This window comes from Pseudonocardia wallangbongensis (genome assembly GCF_054486945.1).
This window is the reverse complement of sequence record NZ_JBRERS010000008.1, coordinates 57916-74954: the sequence shown is the minus strand read 5'-3', so window position 1 is coordinate 74954 and position 17039 is coordinate 57916. Positions and strand designations below refer to the sequence as shown.

16 protein-coding genes are annotated in these 17039 nt (G+C 72.8%); 6 read left to right on the top strand and 10 right to left on the bottom strand.

Translation table 11 applies throughout. The features are described from left to right. The first annotated feature begins 3 nt into the window (after positions 1-3). Positions 4-1065 (top strand): nicotinate-nucleotide--dimethylbenzimidazole phosphoribosyltransferase, encoded by a 1062-nt coding sequence (gene cobT, locus ACU436_RS26780; RefSeq protein ID WP_459029719.1) that lies wholly within the window; start codon positions 4-6, stop codon positions 1063-1065. A gap of 83 nt (positions 1066-1148) precedes the next feature. Here the strand turns inward: cobT and ACU436_RS26775 are convergent, their stop codons facing one another. Both ACU436_RS26775 and ACU436_RS26770 read right to left on the bottom strand, forming a co-directional pair. Further along, complete coding sequence (locus ACU436_RS26775) at positions 1149-1868, bottom strand: DUF998 domain-containing protein (RefSeq protein ID WP_459029718.1); 720 nt, start codon at positions 1866-1868, stop codon at positions 1149-1151. Between the two features lie 76 nt (positions 1869-1944). Beyond that, positions 1945-2448: a DsbA family protein gene (locus ACU436_RS26770; RefSeq protein ID WP_459029993.1), complete on the bottom strand. Its 504-nt coding sequence runs from the start codon at positions 2446-2448 to the stop codon at positions 1945-1947. A 96-nt stretch (positions 2449-2544) separates the two neighbouring features. Between ACU436_RS26770 and nhaA the strand changes: the two genes are divergently transcribed. Then, a complete protein-coding gene (gene nhaA / locus ACU436_RS26765; protein WP_459029717.1) occupies positions 2545-3885 on the top strand; it encodes a Na+/H+ antiporter NhaA in 1341 nt (446 codons plus the stop codon). 70 nt (positions 3886-3955) lie between these two features. On the opposite strand, the gene ACU436_RS26760 is transcribed toward nhaA, so the two are convergent. Further along, positions 3956-5272, bottom strand: coding sequence for a DNA polymerase IV (locus ACU436_RS26760; RefSeq protein ID WP_459029716.1), 1317 nt, complete (start codon positions 5270-5272; stop codon positions 3956-3958). Between the two features lie 54 nt (positions 5273-5326). Between ACU436_RS26760 and ACU436_RS26755 the strand changes: the two genes are divergently transcribed. Further along, complete coding sequence (locus ACU436_RS26755; RefSeq protein WP_459029715.1) at positions 5327-5977, top strand: pyridoxamine 5'-phosphate oxidase family protein; 651 nt, start codon at positions 5327-5329, stop codon at positions 5975-5977. Here ACU436_RS26755 and ACU436_RS26750 read toward each other — a convergent pair. Both ACU436_RS26750 and ACU436_RS26745 read right to left on the bottom strand, forming a co-directional pair. Further along, a complete protein-coding gene (locus ACU436_RS26750; RefSeq protein ID WP_459029714.1) occupies positions 5965-6630 on the bottom strand; it encodes a 4'-phosphopantetheinyl transferase family protein in 666 nt (221 codons plus the stop codon). The genes ACU436_RS26755 and ACU436_RS26750 overlap by 13 nt on opposite strands. Positions 6631-6643: 13 nt before the next feature. Further along, positions 6644-7435, bottom strand: a complete 792-nt coding sequence (locus tag ACU436_RS26745) for an SAM-dependent methyltransferase (protein WP_459029713.1) — start codon at positions 7433-7435, stop codon at positions 6644-6646. A gap of 144 nt (positions 7436-7579) precedes the next feature. Here ACU436_RS26745 and ACU436_RS26740 point away from each other — a divergent pair, with 144 nt between their 5' ends. Genes ACU436_RS26740 through ACU436_RS26730 form a run of 3 tightly spaced genes read left to right on the top strand, consistent with a single transcriptional unit; the run spans position 7580 to position 9478 of the window. After that, positions 7580-7957, top strand: coding sequence for a nuclear transport factor 2 family protein (locus ACU436_RS26740; protein WP_459029712.1), 378 nt, complete (start codon positions 7580-7582; stop codon positions 7955-7957). Positions 7958-7974: 17 nt separating this feature from the next. After that, complete coding sequence (locus tag ACU436_RS26735; protein WP_459029711.1) at positions 7975-8367, top strand: PPOX class F420-dependent oxidoreductase; 393 nt, start codon at positions 7975-7977, stop codon at positions 8365-8367. A 19-nt stretch (positions 8368-8386) separates the two neighbouring features. Further along, entirely contained in the window at positions 8387-9478 is a 1092-nt protein-coding gene (locus ACU436_RS26730; RefSeq protein WP_459029710.1) for a hypothetical protein, read from the top strand. Between the two features lie 297 nt (positions 9479-9775). Here ACU436_RS26730 and ACU436_RS26725 read toward each other — a convergent pair whose 3' ends face one another. The 5 genes from ACU436_RS26725 to ACU436_RS26705 all read right to left on the bottom strand — a co-directional run bounded on the left by ACU436_RS26725 (position 9776) and on the right by ACU436_RS26705 (position 17015). Then, on the bottom strand, positions 9776-10120 hold the full coding sequence (locus ACU436_RS26725; protein ID WP_459029709.1) for a cupin domain-containing protein: 345 nt from the start codon (positions 10118-10120) through the stop codon (positions 9776-9778). Continuing rightward, the gene (narI, locus tag ACU436_RS26720) at positions 10120-10848 is read right to left on the bottom strand and encodes a respiratory nitrate reductase subunit gamma (RefSeq protein WP_459029708.1); all 729 of its coding nucleotides are present in this window, start codon (positions 10846-10848) and stop codon (positions 10120-10122) included. The genes ACU436_RS26725 and narI overlap by 1 nt, the downstream gene beginning before the upstream one ends. Further along, entirely contained in the window at positions 10845-11465 is a 621-nt protein-coding gene (narJ, locus tag ACU436_RS26715; RefSeq protein WP_459029707.1) for a nitrate reductase molybdenum cofactor assembly chaperone, read from the bottom strand. The genes narI and narJ overlap by 4 nt, the downstream gene beginning before the upstream one ends. Then, a complete protein-coding gene (gene narH, locus ACU436_RS26710) occupies positions 11462-13129 on the bottom strand; it encodes a nitrate reductase subunit beta (RefSeq protein WP_459029706.1) in 1668 nt (555 codons plus the stop codon). Before narH ends, narJ begins: the two co-directional genes overlap by 4 nt. Before the next feature lie 124 nt (positions 13130-13253). Then, positions 13254-17015, bottom strand: a complete 3762-nt coding sequence (locus ACU436_RS26705; protein WP_459029705.1) for a nitrate reductase subunit alpha — start codon at positions 17013-17015, stop codon at positions 13254-13256. Between the last annotated feature and the right edge of the window lie 24 nt (positions 17016-17039).

Below are 17039 nucleotides of genomic sequence, written 5' to 3'. Positions count from 1 at the left end.
CCGATGGACCTGCTGGCCGAGACCGTCGCCGCGATCGCCCCCTCGGACGGCGCCGCGCGGGCGACGGCCGCCGAGCGCCTGGACCGGATGACGAAGCCGCGGGGCTCGCTGGGCCGGGTGGAGGACCTCGCCGTCACCCTCGCCGGCATCGCCGGGACGTGCCCGCCACCGGTGCCCGAGCCCGCGGCGGTGGCCGTGTTCGCCGCCGACCACGGGGTGCACGCCCAGGGCGTGACGCCGTGGCCGCAGGAGGTCACCGCGCAGATGGTGGCGAACTTCCTCGGCGGGGGAGCGGTGGTGAACGCGTTCGCCCGGCGGCTCGGCGTCGAGGTGTGCGTGGTGGACGTCGGGGTGGCGGCGCCGCTGGACCAGGCTCCGGGACTGCTCGCGCGCCGGGTGGCCGCCGGCACCGCCGACCTCGCCGCCGGTCCCGCGCTCACCCACGAACAGGCGCGCGCCGCCGTCGACGTGGGGATCGAGACGGCGCGCGACCTGGTGGCGGCCGGCAACCGCTGCCTCGTCACGGGCGACATGGGCATCGCCAACACCACCGCGGCCGCCGCCCTGATCAGCGCCTTCACCGGTGCCGGCCCGGCGGATGTGACCGGCCGCGGCACCGGCGTCGACGACGCGACCCTCGCCCGCAAGACGTCCGTGGTGGCCACGGCGCTGGCCCGGCACCGGCCCGACCCGGCCGACCCGCTCGGCGTGCTCGCCGCGTTCGGCGGGCTGGAGCACGCGGCGCTGGCCGGGTTCCTGCTCGCCGGCGCGGCCCTGCGCGTGCCGGTGCTGCTGGACGGGGTGAGCGCCGGAGCGGCCGCGCTCGCCGCGGCCGCCGTCTCCCCGGACGCGCGGGGCTACTGGGTGGCCGGCCACCGCTCGGCGGAGCCGGGCCACACCCGCGCCCTCGCCCACCTGCACCTCGACCCGCTGCTCGACCTGGGCATGCGCCTCGGCGAGGGCACCGGCGCCCTGCTGGCCCTCCCGCTCCTCCAGGGCGCCGCACAGGCCCTCCAGGACGTCGCCACCTTCGACGCCGCCGGGGTGACGGAGAAGCCGGTCTGACGCTAGCGCCCCGAACAACTCGGGCCTACTGCGCGACGCCCAGGCGGCGCCGCTCGCTACGGCCGGAGTTGTTCAGGACCCTCCTAAGGGCGCGGGGCGACCGTCGGCCCGCCCGGATTCGGGGCGTCCGCGGCCCGGCGCCACACGGCGGGCCAGGACACGCGCACGAGCTGCACGGCCAAAGCGGCCACGACGGCGACGTAGAAAGCGAGCACCATCCGCTGGAGGATGCCGCCGACGTCGACGGGGCCGTAGATGCCGGGCACGAGGTCGTTCAGCCGGCTCGCCACGTATGCCGCGGCGAGCACGGCGGCGGCGATCGAGAGCGTGCGGACCGTGGAGACGACCGGCGCCCATTCCGGCTTCTCGGCGAGCCGGACCGCGGCCGCGACGCCGGCGAACGACAGGAGGGCGAGGATGCCGGCGCCGGCGAACTGGTGCACCCAGCCGGCGAAGGTGAGGATCCGCGGCGCGTCGTCGGCGGGGAAGACCGCGGCGAGCACGAGGCAGAGCGCCCACACCGCGAGCAGCACCGTGGGTCGGCCGGCCATCCGGACGCCCGACCGGGCCAGCCCCGCCAGCACGGCGAGGGTGCCGACGGCCAGCGCCACCGCGGCGGAGAAGAACAGCTGTTCGCCGCCGTCGACGAACGCGTAGTAGCTGAGCGGCACCGAGATCGGGTTGACCTCGCGGAAGTGCGTGACCCCGAGGTAGATCATGATGATGGTCGCGCGGGCCAGCGCGAGCAGCGCGATCACCGCGAAGACCAGCGGAGCCACACCCAACCGGCCTGATCGCTGCACGCCCCCCATGGTGTCCCCCCGTCGCCCCACCCGTGGTCATGCGAACGCGGCGCGCCGGGTGATCTGTTCCCGGTGGTCAGCGCGCGAGGCCCACCGGTGCCGGAGCGGTGGTCTCCAGCGCCTCGAGGAGGTGGTCGACCGTGATCGAGCCGCGGTAGATCTCGCCGTTGACGAACAGGGTGGGCGTGCCGCGCACGCCGCTGCGGACACCGGAGTTGAAGTCGGCCTCGACCCGGTCCTCGACGAACCGGGTGTGCGGCCACGTGACCTTTTCCGGCGGGACGCCGAGCTCTTCCGCGTAGCGGCGCAGGTCCTCCTGCCGCAGCTGCGGTTCGTCGCCCGAGTAGAGCTTGGCGTGCATGGGCCAGAACTGCCCCTTGAGCGCCGCGCCCTCCGCGGCGACGGCCGCTGACAGGGCGAACGGGTGCAGCTCGGCCAGCGGGAAGTGCCGGAACACGAAGACGAGCCGCTCCCCGAGCTGCTGGCGGACCTCTTCGATGATCGGGTACGCCCGCCGGCAGTAGGGGCACTCGAAGTCGCCGTACTCGACGAGCGTGAGCTCCGCCCCGAGGACGCCCAGGAGGTGGTCGTAGCTGCCGATCCGCGGTTGGAGAGGAATCGTGACCTCCGTGGGCGTGCTGCTCGGGGCGGCGGCCGCCGATGGCAGGATCGCGCCGTGACGGTGACAACTCTAGCCGAGCGCGGCGACCTCAGTCGTGCCGCGCGCGACTTCCTGCGCACCGAATCCGGCTCGGCCGTGCTGCTCCTCACCGCAGCGGTGGTCGCGCTGGCCTGGGCGAACCTCGGTCGCGGGTACGAGGACTTCTGGCACACCGAGGTCGCGTTGACCTTCGGCGCCACGGAGCTCTCGCTCGACCTGCGGCACTGGGTCAACGACGGGCTCATGGTGCTGTTCTTCTTCAGCGTCGGGCTGGAGATCTCCCGGGAGATGGTGCTCGGCGAGCTGCGCGGTGTCCGGGCGCTCGCGGCCCCGACGATTGCGGCGATCGGCGGGCTGACGGTGCCCGCGCTGCTGTTCCTGCTGTTCAACGCGGGTGGTCCGGCGTCGGGGGCGTGGGGCATCGCGATCTCCACCGACACCGCCGTCGTGATCGGCGTGCTCGCGCTCGTCGGCCCGCGCTGCCCCGATCAGCTCCGCGTGTTCCTGCTCGCGCTCGCGATCGTCGACGACATCGGTGCCGTCGCCGCGATCGCGCTCTTCTACACCGAGGACGTGCAGATCACCTCGCTCGTGTGGTCGGTCGTGCTGTTCGCGGCCCTGCTCGGGCTGCGGTTCGCGCCGTTCTGGCGCACCCCGATCTACGTGCTGATCGGCGTGGTCATGTGGCTCGCGGTGCTGGACTCCGGGGTGCACCCCAGCGTGGTCGGGGTCACCATGGGCCTGCTCGTCAACGCCTACGCGCCGCGCCCGCGGGACGTGATGCGCGTGCAGGTCCTGGGCACCAGCTTCCTGCTCGACCCCAGCCCGGAGCGGGCGATGGCCGCACAGGCGGCGGTCACGGAGGCGGTGTCACCCAACGAGCGGCTGCAGCTGCGCATCCAGCCCTGGAGCAGCTACGTGATCGTGCCGGTCTTCGTGCTCGCGAACGCCGGCGTCGTGCTGACCGGCGAGACACTGGCTGCAGCCGTCGCCTCCCCGCTCACCTGGGGGATCATCGTCGGGCTCACGGTCGGGAAGCTCGTCGGCGTCACGGCAGGAACCTGGGTGGCGCTGCGCACCGGATGGGGTCGCGTGCCCGACACCCTGCGCTGGGGCCAGATCGTCGGCGGCGCCGGGCTCGCCGGCATCGGGTTCACCGTGGCGCTCTTCGTCACGGAGCTCGCCCTGACCGACGAGGAGCTCATCACCGACGCGAAGATCGGCATCCTGACCGGCTCGCTGCTGGCGGGCCTGATCGGCTGGCTGATCTTCCGCCTGGCCGGCGAGAGAGGAGGCCAATGCGCCCCGACAGGCCTCCCGGTCCTGCCACCCCGCCCCTGGCGCCCACCCGCATGACCAGCAGCGTCATGGCTCCATAGTGCTGTTCTGAGGGCCTGCTGGACGACACTATGGCTCCATAGTGCGTTCAGGCCAGGCTCGCGAGGGGGTCGGCCCTGGCCAGGGCGGCATCGTCCTCGGCGAACGTGCGGGCCCGGCCGGGACCCGTGCTGCGGGTCTCGAACCGCACCGTGACGCGGCCGTGGCCGGCGCCCTGCACCCACCCGTGCCCGTGCTCGGTGTGGGTGGCGTCGTCGCCTGGGCGCCAGGGGCGGTTGGCGGTCGGCTGGTCGTCGGGCTGCGCGGGCTCGGGCACCTCGAGGGGCACCGGGGCGGGTTCGGCGGCCGGTTCGAAGAGGGCGGGCGGGGGGTCGTCGGTGAGCCCCGCGAGGGAGACGCCGATCAGCCGCACCCCGCCCTCCGGCACGGCGGCGCGCGCGAGCCGCTGGGCGACGGCGGTGAGGGCGACGAGGTCGGTGCTGGCGATGCCGGCCGTCTCCGACCGGCTGGACGTGGTGAAGTCGGCGCTGCGGACCTTCACCGTGACGGTGCGCGCCGCCCGCCCGGACGCGACGAGCCTGCGGTGGGCGGCCTCGGTCATCCGCGCCACGGCGTCGTGGACGGCGGCCATTGCGGTGAGGTCGGTGTCGAACGTGGTCTCGGCGCTGACCTGCTTGGCCGCGCCCCGCGGTGCGACCGGTCGTTCGTCGACGCCGCGGGCGAGCCGGTGCAGCTCGGTGCCGATCGCGGTGCCGAGCAGGCCGTGGACCTCGCGCAGGTCCATCGCGGCGAGCTCGCCGATCGTGTGCACGCCGAGCTTGTGCAGCCCGGCCTCGGCCACCGGGCCGACGCCCCACAGCGCGCGTACCGGCAGCGGCGCGAGCACCTCCCCCTCCTCCTCGGGCGCGACGACCCGCAGCCCGTCGGGCTTCGCGAGCTCCGAGGCGATCTTCGCGAGCTGCTTGCCCGACCCCGCGCCCACCGACGCCGGCATGCCGGTGGCCGCGCGCACGTCGGCCCGCAGCCGGACGCCGAACCGTTCCACCTCGGCCGCGGACGCCCCGGCCAGGTCGGGCGGTTCGAGGAACGCCTCGTCGATCGACACCGGCTCCAGGACCGGCGAGGCGTCCGCGAGCACGGCCATCACGCGCGAGCTCAGCTCCTTGTAGAGGGTGAACCGCGCCGGCAGCACCACGGCGTGCGGGCAGAGCCGGCGGGCCTGGCCCATCGGCATGGCCGACCGCGCCCCGAACACGCGGGCCTGGTAGCTGGCGCCGGCCACCACGGCGCGCGGCCCCAGGCCGCCGACCAGCACGGGCCGGTCGCGCAGCGTGGGGCGGGTGAGCTGCTCGGACGCGGCGAAGAACGCATCCATGTCCAGGTGCAGGACCCAGCGCGCGCCCACGTGACCCATTCTCCCTTTACGGACCGACAGCTCCGGCCGTACCGTCCTGGAGACGTGGCCACCGCAGAGATCAGCCCCGACCTCCGGACCGAGATCACCAGCGCCGCAGAGCTGGAATCCCTCGTCGGGCCGCCCATCAAGGCCGTCGCCGAGAAGGTCCGCCCGTCGCTCGACGCGATCGACCGGTTGTGGCTCGACCACTCGCCGCTCTGCCTGATCGGCACCGGTGACGCGCAGGGCAACCTCGACGTCTCGCCGAAGGGTGACCCCGCAGGGCGGATCGCCCACGTGATCGACGACCACACGCTGGCGATCCCGGACCGCCCCGGCAACCGGCGGGTCGACGGCTACCACAACATCCTCGCCAACCCGCACGTCGGCCTGCTCTTCCTCGTCCCCGGCCGCAACGACACGCTGCGGGTGAACGGGCGGGCGCGGATCCTGCGCGACGCCCCCTACTTCGACGAGCTGGTGGTGAAGGGGCACCGGCCGCTCCTCGCGCTCGAGGTCGCGATCGACGAGGTCTTCTACCACTGCGCGAAGGCGTTCATGCGCTCGAAGCTGTGGCAGCCCGACACGTGGGACCACGCGGCGATCCCGTCCACGGCGCGCATCTCGAAGGCCCTCGTCAACAAGGACGCCCCGCTCGAGGAGCTCGAGAGGTACTACGGGGCGGCGTACGCGGAGAAGCTCTACCGGGCCTGACCGAGCATCCCGTCCCCGCGCTCCTCGGTGACCGCGGGCCGCGCGCCCGTCCCCGCGACGGCTGCGTGGTAGCCGGCGGCAGGGTGCAGGTCGGCGAGCCACAACGGCTCGCGCGGCGCGTCCTCGCCGGTCCATCCGAGCACCCCCGCCGGCCCCAGCGTGATCGCCGACATCGGCGCGGCCAGCCCGGTGCCCACCGCCTTGAGCAGCGCCTCCTTGCGCGTCCAGAGCGTGAAGAAGGCCTCCGCGTCGGCCGCGGTCTCCCGCGGGGAGCAGACGTGGTCGGCCATCGCCGGCAGGTCGGCGAGCTCGCGGACCTCCTCGACGTCGAGCCCGACGTCCCCGCCGGGGTGCACGGCGACGCCGACGAGGTCACCGGCATGAGTCAGCGAGAACCCGGGCCCGCCGAGCAGGACCGGCTTGCCGTGCTGCTCGCCGCAGCGGCAGGTGCGGTCGAACTCCAGCGCGGCCGGGGGCGTGCCGACGGCGTCGGCGAGCACCAGCCGCACTAGCGCGTGCGCGGCGAGGTAGCGGGCCCGGTCGGCGGGGCGGCGGAAGCGGTGGAGGCGTTCGCGCTCGTGGCCGTCCAGCAACGCGACCAGCCCCGCGGCCCCCTCGGGGGCCAGCGGAGCGGCCCACCACACGACGGTCACGCGAGCTGCTCGGTCAGGGCTTGCGGCCGACGCCGGCATAGGCGTCGATCGGGTCGCTCCGGCCGACCTCCACGTCGTCCGGGCGCCACTGGGTGAGCGGCACCAGCCCGGGTTCGACCAGCTCGGTACCCGCGAACCAGCCGCGGACCTCCTCGACGGTGCGCAGCTGGTAGGGCGATCCGAGCTCGGCCTGCGCCTGCGCGCCCCGGACGACCGCCTCGCTGGTGCTGGTGCACTCCCAGAGCGCCAGGTAGCTGCCGGACGGCAGGTCCTCGATCACCCGCGAGATGATCGAGCGGGCCACCTCGTAGTCGGGAACGTAGCCGAACACGCCCATGAACATCACGGCGATGGGCCGGGAGAAGTCGAGGATTTCCCGCGCCTGCTCCGTGATGCGAGCAGGCTCGTGGTAGTCGGCGTCGATGTACTTGGTGACGCCTTCGGGGGTGGTGTTGACCAGCAGCGCCCGGGCGTGCGCGAGCACGAGCGGGTCGTTGTCGACGTAGACGATCTTGGCGTCCGGCGCCACCGACTGCGCCACCTCGTGCGTGTTCTGCATCGTGGGCAGGCCGGTGCCGACGTCGAGGAACTGGCGGATCCCGGCCTCGCCGGCGAGGTGGCGCACCGCGCGGTTCAGGAACTGGCGGGACTTGAACGCCATGTCGACGATCTCCGGGAACACCGCGCTGACCGCGTCGGCGATCTCCCGGTCGGCGGCGTAGTTGTCCTTGCCGCCCAGCCAGTAGTTCCAGATCCGGGCCCCGTGGGGAATGTCAGGGCGGACGTCCGGAAGGGGTTCGGTCACGTTCGCGACCGTAGCGCAAGGGTTGCGGGGCGTGATCACCCGATCGGGGCGGGGGCGCCGCCGCATTACCTCCGAGGTGATCGACCGGGGCACCTCGCCCGGGCGAGGCTTCTTCCTGTCAGCAGACGACAGGGAGGAACCACGATGACCACCACGACCCCCACCGCCACCCTCGTGCAGCGCTACCTCGCCGCGTGGAACGCGAGCGACCCGGCCGAGCGGCGCGCGGCGATCGAGGCGGTGTTCGCCCCCGACGCGCGCTACGTCGACCCGCTCGCCGACGTGACCGGCACCGAGGCGCTCGACGCCCTGATCGCGGGCGCGCAGGAGCAGTTCGCCGGTATGCGGTTCAGCCCGGTCGGTGACGTCGACGCCCACCACGACGTGTGCCGCTTCCGGTGGGGCCTCGGCCCGGAGGGCGCGGAGCCGCTGGTGATCGGCTTCGACGTCGCGACGGTGGGCGCGGACGGCCGCATCACGGGCGTGCAGGGTTTCCTGGACAAGGTGCCGGCCGGCGCCTGACCGGTTAGCGTCGGGGCGTGGAACTGCCCCGAGGCCTGCACGACCTGCTGCAGCGACCGAGCCTCTGCTTCGTCGCCACCCTCATGCCCGACGGGTCACCCCAGCTCACCGAGACGTGGGTCGACACCGACGGCGAGCACGTGCTGATCAACACCGTCACGGGCTTCCAGAAGACCCGGAACATCGAGCGCGATCCGCGGGTCGCGCTGACGGTCGCCGATCCCGACCAGCCCACCCGCTACTACGGGGTGCGCGGCCGGGTCCTCGGCGCCACGAGCGACGGGGCGGTCGAGCACATCGAGAAGCTGGCCCGCCGCTACCTCGGCGGGCCGTATCCCTGGTACGGCGGCCGCGACCAGGAGCGCCTCCTGCTCACGATCGCGGCCGACAGGGTCACGACGCCGGGATGAGAGAGGACGGTGCCAGGAGATGACGCGTCGGGTGAACGGCGAGCTGTTGCTGGTCGGCAGTCTGCCGGCGGACTCGACCGAGTCGGCGTTCCGGGCCGGCGCGCAGCTGTTCGGGGACCTGGTCTTCGCGCTCCCCGACGGGGAGACCGGGCCCCGGGCCGCGTGGGTGGGCTACGAGCGGGAGCGGCTGGCGCGGCCGAACCCCGACGTCGTCGTGGTCGAGGAGACCGCGTCGCCGACGGGGATCCCGCGGCACGCCCACGAGACCCCGGTCTTCGGGGTGCGCGCGGGCGTCGGGGAGCTGCACTGGGACAGCTGGCCGCGCATCGACGACGCGATCGCCTCGTACGCGGTGTTCCGGGACCTGCGTGAGCAGGGGGTGATCCCGCCGCGGGTGCGGTTCCAGGTCGGGCTGCCGTTCCCGGCGAGCGCGCTCAACGCGTTCAAGGCGGACTTCGCGCGCGACTACCCGATCGCCGAGCGCGCGTTCGAGGACCTGGTGGCGCGCGAGCTCGTCCGGCTCACGGAGGCGATCCCGCCCGGGGACCTCGCGATCCAGTGGGACATGGCCTACGAGACGCAGGACGTCCACCGGGTACTGGCGTGGACGCCGGAGGGTGCCTGGGAACGCTTCGCGCGTCCGGTGCGGAACCTGACCCACCTGATCCCGCACGAGGTGCTGGTCGGCTACCACCTCTGCCTCGGCACCTTCCCGGACTGGCCGATGTACGAGCCGCACGACCTGGATCTCCTGGTCCGGATGGCCAACTACGCCGTCGCGGAGTCCGGGCGGCCGGTCGACTGGCTGCACATCGCCGGGCCCCGGTACCTGCGCAGCGAGGACCGGCGCTTCTTCCGGCCCCTGGCCGACCTCGAGGCGGGCGATGCCCGGGTGTTCCTGGGCATCGTGCTGCCGCTCGACGGCGCTCCCGGTCTGCGCCGGCGGCACGCCACCGCGTCCCGGTACCTGGATGACTTCGGCGTGGCGATGTACTGCGGTTTCGGCCGGCAGCCGGGACGGGACGGCCAGGAGACCATGCGCGAGCACGCCGACACCGTCCGCGCCCTGCACGCCGCTGGCCAGGAGCGTGCTGAAGGGCCTCGGCGGTAGCGAGCGGCGTCCAGGTGGTGTCATCGCCAGGCGGACGACCGGGCCGATGCCCGCTCCTCGCGGTGGCCCAGCCGGTCGGTGGGCCTGCTCGATCGACCGAACCGGGACCTGACGCTCACACAGAGGGCGTTGCCGAATCGGCCGCGCCGGCGTTCGGCGATCAAGGCGAAACGGTCGCTAGTCGATCTTCAGCAGCGGCCATCTGCCCTTGACCGCCGCCCTGGCCTGCCGTTATCGGGTGCACATCGTCGTTGCCGCAACCATGCGCAGTATTCCGGGGTCCTTTCCAGCGCGCTCCTAGGCCTGACGACCGCCGTGCTTGGCCACGGTGAGCAGGACCGCGGCGTCCTCCAGCGCCTCGAGGCTGTGCGAGTTCGGTGGGACGACCAGCAGGTCGCCGCGCCGGCCCTCCCACGCGTCGTCGCCGCTCACGATGCGGACGCGGCCGAGCAGGACGTGCACGGTGGCCTCGCCGGGGCTCGCGTGCTCGGCCAGCTCGCGGCCGGCCAGGAGCGCGATCACCGTCTGGCGCATGACGTGCTCGTGCCCGCCCACGGCGGTGTGCGCCGCCCGGCCCGCCGGCGCCCGGCGGGCCGCCTCGAGCTGCTCACGGGCGAGCGCGTCCAGCGAGAGCTTGCGCATCATCCGGTCCTTTCCCAGCCGCGCCGCGGCGGCCGGACCATGGGGCCACCGCTTCGGGAGCGGTAGACGATGTAGGGCCGGAACAGGTACTGGACCGGCGCGGTGAACGCGTGCACGAGGCGGGTGAACGGCCAGATGGTGAACAGCAGCATGCCGATGAGCGTGTGCAGCTGGAAGGCGATGCCCGCGTGGGTCATCGCCTCGATGTCGGGCTGCAGGACGAACAGCGACCGGAACCACGGGGCGACCGAGAGCCGGTAGTCGTGCTCCTCGCCGCCCGCCGCGCCGAGGAGCGTGGTCGCCAGCCCGGCGGCGATCGCCGCCACCAGCACGACGTACATGAGCTTGTCGTTGCGGGTGGTGGCCATGAACACCGGTCCGGTGGTGCGCCTTCGGTAGATCAGGATCCCGACGCCGACGAGCGTGCAGAACCCCGCGATCCCGCCCAGCAACAGCGCCTGGACGTGGTAGGCGGCCTGGGAGACGCCGACGGCGTCGGTGAGGCTCTTCGGGATGACCAGGCCGATGAAGTGGCCGATGACGACCACGAGGATGCCGAAGTGGAACAGCGGGCTGCCGATCCGCAGCAGCCGCGACTCGTACAGCTCCGAGGACCGCGTGGTCCAGCCGAACTTGTCGTAGCGGTACCGCCAGATCGTGCCCGCGGCGAGGATCGCGATCATCACGTACGGCAGCACGCCCCAGAGCAGGACGTCGAGAGCGGTCATCGGGGTCCTCCCGTCGGGAACGGGGTGAGCTCGAGCCCGACCTCCTCGCGCGGCGGGCCGCTGCGCGCGAGCGCCTTCGCCGCGGCGACGTCGGCGGGGGAGGGGCCCGGCAGGAGCGCGCACACCGCTTCGACGGGGGCGGCGTACGGGGTGGCGGCGTCGACCAGGGCGAGCCGCAGCAGCTCGACGCCCGCCCGGTGCTCCTGGAGCAGGGCGAGCCCGTCGGCGAGGTCGGTGGTGGCCGCGTACTCCAGCACGGCGGGCAGGAAGTCGGGCAGCTCGCCGCCCGCGAGCTCGACGCCCGCGGCGCGGTAGCGCTGCTTGAGCGCGGCGAGCGCGCCGCCGCGGCGGCGGGTCTCGCCGTCGCTCCACCACGTGAGGTAGAGGCAGCAGCGGCGGCGCCGGTCGAACACGGCGACGTAGTGCTCGGCGAGCGTCCCGGGTGGGGTGAGCGCAGCGTGGTCCAGGAACGCGGTCAGCCGGTCGCGTGGCCGTCCCGGCGGCAGCGCGTCCACGGCGCCCCGGAGCAGCGGGTGGAGCTGCCGGACCGGCTCGTCGGGGTACTGCAGGCAGATCGACGCCGCCTGGAGGGCGATCGCCCGGTCTCCCGCCTTCATCGCCCCTCCTCCCTGCGCGGCGGGAAGAGCCCGGGCGGGCGGCCCTTGCCGTCCCAGTTGAGCAGGTTGATCCGGGCACCCGGCTCGCTCGGGTCGGCGAAGGCGTCGCTGGTCTGCCGGTCGCGCAGGGCGTGGAAGGTCTCCACCGACACCGGCGTCGGGCGCCCGGACGCCTCGCCGAACGGTCCGCTGCCGACCATCCCGGGCCCGCCGTCGACGTCGAGGCTGCAGCCGATCTCCTCGAGCTGGTGGGCCTCCCCGGCGTAGGCGGTGGGGATGACGTAGCGCTCCTCGTACTTCGCGATCGCGAGCAGCCGGTACATCTCCAGGACCTCGCCACCGGTCATCCCCACCGACGCCGCGACCGACTCGCGGCGCGGGCGGCCCAGCGTCACGTCGCGCATGTACGACCGCATCGCCGCCAGCTTCTGGAGCACGGCCCGGACCGGCTCGACGTCGCCCGCCGTGAACAGCTCGGCCAGGTACTCGACGGGGATGCGCAGCGCGTCGATCGCGCCGAACAGGTTGCCGGCGTCCTCGCCGTCGTGGCCGGTCTCGGTGAGCCGGTCGACGACCGGGGAGAGCGGCGGGATGTACCAGACCATCGGCATGGTCCGGAACTCCGGGTGCAGCGGCAGCGCGACCCGGTAGTCCTTGGCCAGCTTGTAGACCGGCGAGCGCTGGGCGGCGGTGATCCAGTCCTCGGCGATGCCCTCGTGGCGTGCGGCGGCCATGACGCGCGGGTCGTGCGGGTCCAACAGCAGGTCGAGCTGTGCGTCGTACAGGTCGTGCTCGTTCTCGACGGACGCGGCGGCGGTGACGCGGTCGGCGTCGTAGAGGAACAGGCCGATGTAGCGCAGCCGGCCCACGCAGGTCTCGCTGCACACCGTCGGCAGCCCGACCTCGACGCGCGGGTAGCAGAACGTGCACTTCTCGGCCTTGCCGGTGCGGTGGTTGAAGTAGACCTTCTTGTACGGGCAGCCGGTGACGCACATCCGCCAGCCGCGGCACTGGTCCTGGTCGACGAGGACGATCCCGTCCTCGGCCCGCTTGTACATCGCGCCCGACGGGCACGACGCCACGCACGACGGGTTCAGGCAGTGCTCGCAGATGCGCGGCAGGAAGAACATGAACGCCCGCTCGTAGTCGAAGCGGACCTTGTCCTCGGACTCGCGGTGGATCCGCTCGACGATCGGGTCCCGCGGCCCGTGCTCGGGTGCGCCGCCGAGGTCGTCGTCCCAGTTGGCGCTCCACTCGACGGCCATGGGCTCGCCGGAGATCAGCGACTTCGGTTGCGCGACGGGGAAGTCGTCGCCCAGCGGGGCGTCGGTGAGGTTCTCGTAGTCGTAGGTCCAGGGCTCGTAGTAGTCGCGGATGTTGGGCAGGACCGGGTTGGCGAAGATCGACAGCAGTTTCTTGAACCGGCCGCCGGCCTTGAGCGTGAGCCGGCCGCGCTTGTTGCGGACCCAGCCGCCCTTCCAGGTCTCCTGGTCCTGGTAGCGGCGGGGGTAGCCCTGGCCGGGGCGGGTCTCGACGTTGTTGAACCAGACGTACTCGACGCCGCTGCGGTTGGTCCACGCCTGCTTGCAGGTGACCGAGCACGTGTGGCAGCCGATGCACTTGTCGAGGTTCATGACCATGCCCATCTGGGCCATGACCTTCATTCCCGCCTCCCCGGAACCTCTACGGCGCTTGCGCGGGGTACGCACGTCACGAAAGTGGGTTGATCGTGGTCGCCCGCCGTCACGTTCCCCTGAGGTTCCGTTGGATGACGGGGTCCATTTGCGATCACTGATACCTCACCTCCTGCGATCGGCGGCGGATCACCGTGACCTCGTCGCGCTGGTTGCCCGTGGGCCCGAGGTAGTTGAAGGCGAACGACAGCTGGGCGTAGCCGCCGATGAGGTGCGTCGGCTTGACCAGGATCCGGGTGAGCGAGTTGTGGATGCCTCCGCGGCGGCCGGTGGCCTCCGACTTCGGCACGTTCACCACCCGCTCCTGGGCGTGGTAGACGAACACCGTGCCGGCCGGTAGCCGGTGCGTGACGATCGCCCGTGCGACGAGCACGCCGTTGCGGTTGACGCCCTCCACCCAGTCGTTGTCGCGCACCCCGATCGACGTCGCGTCGGCCTCGTTCATCCAGACGACCGGGCCGCCGCGCGACAGCGACAGCATGAACAGGTTGTCCTGGTACTCGGAGTGGATCGACCACTTCGAGTGCGGGGTGAGGTAGCGGACGGTCACGGACCTGCCGTCCGCGTCGAGCCGCCCGGGGGTGCCTTCGCCGAAGAGGCGGTGCATGTCCAGCGGAGCCCGGTAGATCGGGAGGGCTTCGCCGAACTCGTGCATCCAGTCGTGGTCGAGCAGGAAGTGCATGCGGCCCGTGAGGGTGTGCCAGGGCTTGTTCCGCTCCACGTTGACGGTGAACGGGGCGTAGCGCCGCCCGCCGGTCTCGCTGCCCGACCACTCCGGGCTGGTGATCACCGGCACCGGGCGGGCCTGGGTGTCGGCGAACGTGATCCGGCGTTCCTCGCTGCCCTCCGCGAGGTCGGCGAGCCGGGTGCCGGTGCGGCGCTCCAGCTCGCGGAACCCCTGGACGGCGAGCCGGCCGTTGGTCGTCCCCGAGAGGGCGAGGATCGCCTCCGCCATCTTGGCGTCGGTGTCGACCGCCGGGCGGCCGTCCCCGGCGCCGCCGAGCATCACGCCGTTCTTCGCCGAGAGGTGGGCGAGCTCCTCGTCGGGCCGGTAGGTGACGGCCTTGGTCGTCATGCCGAGCCGGTCGAGCAGCGGCCCGATGCTCGCCAGCTTGTCGGCGATCGCGGTGTAGTCGCGCTCGACCACCACCAGGCCGGGCATGGTCCGTCCCGGGACCGGCTCGACCTCGCACCAGCGCGTAGCGCCGGCGGAGCGCGCATCAGCGCTGCGCCAGTCCCGCGCCCGCCCGCCCGGCTGCGCCGTCTCGCCGGGCGTGTCGTGCTGCAGCGGGACGGCGACGACGTCGCGCCGGACACCCAGGTGCGTGCGTGCGAGCTCGGAGAACCGGCGGGCGATCGCGTGGAAGGCGGCGAAGTCGGTGCGCGTCTCGAACGGCGGGTCGATCGCGGGCGTGAACGCGTGGACGAACGGGTGCATGTCCGTGGTGTTGAGGTCGTGCTTCTCGTACCAGGTGGCGGCGGGGAGCACGACGTCCGCGAGCAGCGTGGAGCTGGTCATGCGGAAGTCCAGGGCGAGCAGCAGGTCGAGCTTGCCCTCCGGCGGGTCGTCGCGCCAGGTGACGTCGCGGGGCCTGCGGTCGGGCGGGGTCTCCTCGGCGAGCACGTTGTGGTGCGTGCCGAGCAGGTGCCGCAGGAAGTACTCGTCGCCCTTCGCGGAGGAGCCGAGCAGGTTCGCCCGCCACAGGGTGAGGCAGCGCGGCCAGTTCCGCGGCGCGTCGGGGTCCTCGATCGCGAACTTCAGCCTCCCCGACCGCAGCTGGCCGACCACGTACGCCCCGACGTCGCCGTCGCCTGCTTCGTCGGCGAGGTCCAGGGGGTTGCGGTCGAACTGCGGGTAGGAGGGCATCCAGCCCAGGCGGGCGGACAGCGCGATCGTGTCCATCGTGTGCATGCCGGCCAGGTGCCCCTGCGCCAGCGGTGAGGTGAGGGCGTCGGCGCGGTAGCCGTCGTAGCGCCACTGGTCGGTGTGCGTGTACCAGTAGGCGGTACCGATCATCTGGCGCGGCGGGCGGGACCAGTCGGTGGCGCCCGCCATCGTGGCCCAACCGGTGATCGGCCGGCACTTCTCCTGCCCGACGTAGTGCGCCCACCCGCCGCCGTTGCGCCCCATCGACCCGGTGAGCAGCAGCAACGACAGGACGGCCCGGTAGGTGGCGTCACCGTGGAACCACTGGCAGATGCCGGCCCCCATGATGATCATGGTGCGACCCTCGGACTCCTCGGCGTTGCGCGCCATCTCGCGCGCAACCCGGGCGGCCTGCTCGGCCGGGACCGAGGTGATCGACTCCTGCCAGGCGGGGGTGTACGGCTCGCCCGCGTCGTCGTACCCGGCGGGCCACTCGCCGGGCAGGCCGTCGCGATACACGCCGTACTGGGCGAGCATCAGGTCGAACACGGTCGTGACGAGCCGGTCGCCGACCCGGTGCACCGGCACCCCGCGGCGCAGGACACCACCGGTGCCGTCGAGGGCGTCGAAGCGGGGGAGCAGGACTGTGCTCACCCGCCCCGCCGGCTCCGCAAGCTCTGCCGGCTCACCATCCCCCGAGGCCACCTCGCCGCCGTACAGCGTGAGCCGGGGGGCCACGTCACCGAGCTCGAGGTTCCACCGGCCCCGCCCGGAGTCGGTGTAGCGGAAGCCCATCGACCCGTTCGGGACCACCGGCTCGCCGGTCCGGCCGTCGAGCAGCACGGTCTTCCACTCCGCGCCCGCACCCGCGTCGCCGAGGTCGGCGGCGGTGAGGAACTTGCCCGGTACGTGTCCGCCGTCCCGCTCCTCGAGGGTGACCAGGAACGGGAGGTCGGTGTAGCGCTGCGCGTAGTCGACGAAGAACGGCACGCGCCGGTCGACGAAGAACTCCTTGAGGATGACGTGGCCCATCGCCATCGCGAGCGCACCGTCGGTGCCGGGCTGGGCCGGGAGCCAGGTGTCGGCGAACTTCGTGTTGTCGGCGTAGTCGGGCGACACCACGACGACCTTCTGGCCCTTGTAGCGCGCCTCGGCCATCCAGTGCGCGTCGGGCGTACGGGTGATCGGGACGTTCGAGCCCCACATGAGCAGGTAGGAGGCGTTCCACCAGTCCCCGGACTCCGGCACGTCGGTCTGGTCGCCGAACACCTGCGGTGAGGCGACGGGCAGGTCGGCGTACCAGTCGTAGAACGAGGTCATGCAGCCGCCGACCAGCTCGATGAAGCGCGAGCCGACCGCGTGGCTGACCATCGACATCGCCGGGATCGGCGAGAACCCGGCGATCCGGTCCGGCCCGTGCGCCCCGATGGTGTGGACGTGCGCCGCCGCGACGATCTCCACCGCCTCGTCCCACGAGACCCGCACGTGCCCGCCCTTGCCGCGGGCGCGCTGGTAGCGGCGGCGCTTCTCCGGGTCGGTGGTGATCTCCGCCCACGCCAGCACGGGATCGCCGAGGCGTTCGCGCGCCTCCCGGTACATCTCGACCAGCACGCCGCGGGCGTACGGGTAGCGGACCCGGGTGGGGGAGTAGGTGTACCAGGAGAACGCCGCGCCGCGCGGGCAGCCGCGGGGCTCGTACTCCGGGGAGTCCGGCCCCACCGACGGGTAGTCGGTCTGCTGGCTCTCCCAGGTGATGATCCCGTCCTTGACGTAGACCTTCCACGAGCAGGATCCCGTGCAGTTCACCCCGTGGGTGGAGCGGACGACCTTGTCGTGGCTCCACCGGTCCCGGTAGAAGACGTCGCCCTCGCGGCCGCCCTCCCGGTACACGGCCCTCAGGTCCTCGGACGTCTCGCGCCGGGTGAAGAACCGCCCGGTCCGCAGCAGGGCGTCGGCTCCCGGCCCGTCGGTCCCACCCGTTCGGGTCATGGTCGCCCTCCGCCTCGCCTGGCC

Coding starts and splice junctions, on each gene's coding strand:
- ACU436_RS26725 (WP_459029709.1), bottom strand. CDS start 10,120: ATGCGCAAGCTCTCGCTGGACGCGCTCGCCCGTGAGCAGCTCGAGGCG.
- ACU436_RS26740 (WP_459029712.1), top strand. CDS start 7,580: ATGACCACCACGACCCCCACCGCCACCCTCGTGCAGCGCTACCTCGCC.
- cobT (WP_459029719.1), top strand. CDS start 4: ATGGACCTGCTGGCCGAGACCGTCGCCGCGATCGCCCCCTCGGACGGC.
- narJ (WP_459029707.1), bottom strand. CDS start 11,465: ATGAAGGCGGGAGACCGGGCGATCGCCCTCCAGGCGGCGTCGATCTGC.
- narI (WP_459029708.1), bottom strand. CDS start 10,848: ATGACCGCTCTCGACGTCCTGCTCTGGGGCGTGCTGCCGTACGTGATG.
- ACU436_RS26705 (WP_459029705.1), bottom strand. CDS start 17,015: ATGACCCGAACGGGTGGGACCGACGGGCCGGGAGCCGACGCCCTGCTG.
- ACU436_RS26730 (WP_459029710.1), top strand. CDS start 8,387: ATGACGCGTCGGGTGAACGGCGAGCTGTTGCTGGTCGGCAGTCTGCCG.
- narH (WP_459029706.1), bottom strand. CDS start 13,129: ATGAAGGTCATGGCCCAGATGGGCATGGTCATGAACCTCGACAAGTGC.